Source organism: Mesorhizobium sp. M5C.F.Ca.IN.020.29.1.1, assembly GCF_003997375.1.
Classification (GTDB): domain Bacteria; phylum Pseudomonadota; class Alphaproteobacteria; order Rhizobiales; family Rhizobiaceae; genus Mesorhizobium; species Mesorhizobium wenxiniae.
Map to the genome: position 1 here is coordinate 1 of NZ_RZSW01000883.1, position 1,724 is coordinate 1,724.

3 protein-coding genes are annotated in these 1,724 nt (G+C 61.9%); 1 reads left to right on the forward strand and 2 read right to left on the reverse strand.

From position 1 onward, the window contains the following. Positions 1-183, forward strand: a 183-nt coding sequence (locus tag EOA85_RS38395) for a hypothetical protein (RefSeq protein ID WP_206523460.1), incomplete at its 5' end; no start/stop codon positions are given. Between the two features lie 139 nt (positions 184-322). On the opposite strand, the gene dhaK is transcribed toward EOA85_RS38395, so the two are convergent. Further along, positions 323-1,309, reverse strand: coding sequence for a dihydroxyacetone kinase subunit DhaK (dhaK, locus tag EOA85_RS34610; protein WP_127212671.1), 987 nt, complete (start codon positions 1,307-1,309; stop codon positions 323-325). Positions 1,310-1,343: 34 nt separating this feature from the next. Next, a complete protein-coding gene (locus EOA85_RS34615; RefSeq protein WP_127212672.1) occupies positions 1,344-1,715 on the reverse strand; it encodes a hypothetical protein in 372 nt (123 codons plus the stop codon). Positions 1,716-1,724: the final 9 nt, after the last annotated feature.

Here is a 1,724-nt window from a genome sequence, read left to right on the forward strand (position 1 = left end):
CATGAGGCCGACACCGCCGGCGATCAACAAGGCAGCGGCCAGCGCCTTTCTGTGACGTTCGAAACCCGTCGGCGCTCGATCCCAATTGTAACGCATGTTCTGCCCTCCCAAAACCGCCGGATTCCTTACCTTACCAAAGGTAAACAAAGCAACATTGTGCCTAACTCCACCACACTGGCCTGATAATGCTCGGGATAGCGCATGACAGTTTTGTCACCGACTGCTGTTGGGAGTCCTTGCGAAGGCCCACTTCGCAGACTGAAACGGGCTTTGCTTTTGGCGGCCACTTTTTGTCGTAAGCGGCAGCGCGGTGTTGGCGGTTCTACATCCCCCAGCGCAGCGCAGCCGTATGCACCGGTGCGTCCCACAATGCGGTCGTCTCGTCGTCGACCATGGTCAGCGTGATCGAGCAGCCTGCCATGTCGAGCGATGTCACATAGGACCCGACCAGTGAGCGAGTGACCGTCACGCCGTTGTTCTCGAAGATTTTCCGGGCGCTGTTGTACATCAGATAGAGCTCCATCAGCGGCGTGCCGCCGAAGCCGTTGACGAAAAGCAGCGCCGGGCCTTTCGCCCTGTCGCGCAGATCGCCCAGGATTGCCGCGCAGATCTCCTCGGCGATGGCATCGGCGCTCTTCAACGTGTCGCGGCGGCGGCCGGGCTCGCCATGAATGCCGACGCCGAACTCCATCTCGCCGTCGCCGATATCGAAGGTCGGCTTGCCGGCCGCCGGTACGGTGCAGCTGGTCAGCGCAACGCCCATAGACCGCGTTGCGATATTGACGCGTTCGCCAAGCGCCTTCAACGGCTTCAGTGCCATGCCTTGCTCGGCTGCGGCGCCGACGATCTTCTCGACCACCAGTGTGCCGGCAACGCCGCGCCGGCCAGTGGTGTAGGAGGAGTTCTCGACCGCGACGTCGTCATTGGTCACCACTTGCATGACCCCCTCCGACATTTCGGCGGCCATCTCGAAATTCATCACATCCCCCTCGTAGTTCTTGACGATAAACAGGCAACCGGCGCCGGTGTTGACCGCCTCTGCAGCCGCCAGCATCTGGTCCGGCGTCGGCGAGGTGAACACCTGACCGGGGCAGGCGGCGTCCAGCATTCCATGGCCGACCAGCCCGCCATGCAGCGGTTCGTGGCCAGAGCCGCCGCCGGAAATCAGCGCCACCTTGCCGGGCTTGAGCGCCTTGCGGCGAACGAATTTGTGATCGTCGCCCAGCACCAGTATGTCGGAGTGCGCGGCGACGAAGCCGTCGAGGCTTTCGGCCAGCACCGTGTCGACCGAATTCAGAAATTTCTTCATGACCGTCCTTCCGAAATGGCCAGGCGTGGCGCGACTATGTCCCGCCCTTGCCGGCGATGCTGGTGATTTTCTGGATGAAATCGTTGACCGCCCGGTCGAGCGCTGCATTCTGCTTGTCGTCGCCGAAATCGGGAACGATCAGCGAGACATGCCGCGTCTTGCGCATGCCTGATGCCACCGACATTTTTCCGGGATGCGCCTGATGGTAGGCGGCAAGAAAATGGTCGCGTTCGGCCGGGCTGAAATGGCAGACGGAGAAAATGGCCGGCAAATGTTTCGACGGGATCGGGATCGAATAGGCCGGGCTGGAAATCTGCGTGACGAAGCTGCGGTGCTTGCCGAGCGCATCGGCCAAGCGCTGGCGCATGCCGGACGGGCGCTGGTCGAGGACCTGCGACAGGATCATCTTACTGTC